This is a genomic window from Pseudomonas sp. Pseusp97 (genome assembly GCF_047304025.1).
Classification (GTDB): Bacteria; Pseudomonadota; Gammaproteobacteria; order Pseudomonadales; family Pseudomonadaceae; genus Pseudomonas.
The window spans coordinates 1-247 of sequence record NZ_JBGLYK010000589.1 but is presented as its reverse complement, the minus strand read 5'-3'; the positions used below and the strand labels follow the sequence as shown (position 1 = coordinate 247).

The following is a 247-nucleotide window of genomic DNA, read 5'->3' as shown; positions in this document are numbered from 1 at the left end:
ACACGCGTGCGGCCTTGGCAAGGCCAACCACGTTGTTCTTCAGCACCTGCCGGTCGATCGACTGGACGCCGAAAGCCATTTGCGGCTGGTGATCGATAAAGATGATCTGCGAGTTCGCAGGCGTGAGGACTTGCAGTTTCGGATTAGCCATGGCTTTGTACGTCCTAAGTGTCGATAAGGGTTTGCTGAACAGGGAAAACATGCCGCATTCGCTTCACAAGCGAGGAAAAACTGGAATGCAGTCTAT

General features: G+C 53.0%; 1 pseudogene. It reads right to left on the bottom strand.

The features are described 5' to 3' along the window. Positions 1-151: pseudogene (locus ACCC94_RS30435) on the bottom strand (hydrolase); the annotation flags it as partial. Between the last annotated feature and the right edge of the window lie 96 nt (positions 152-247).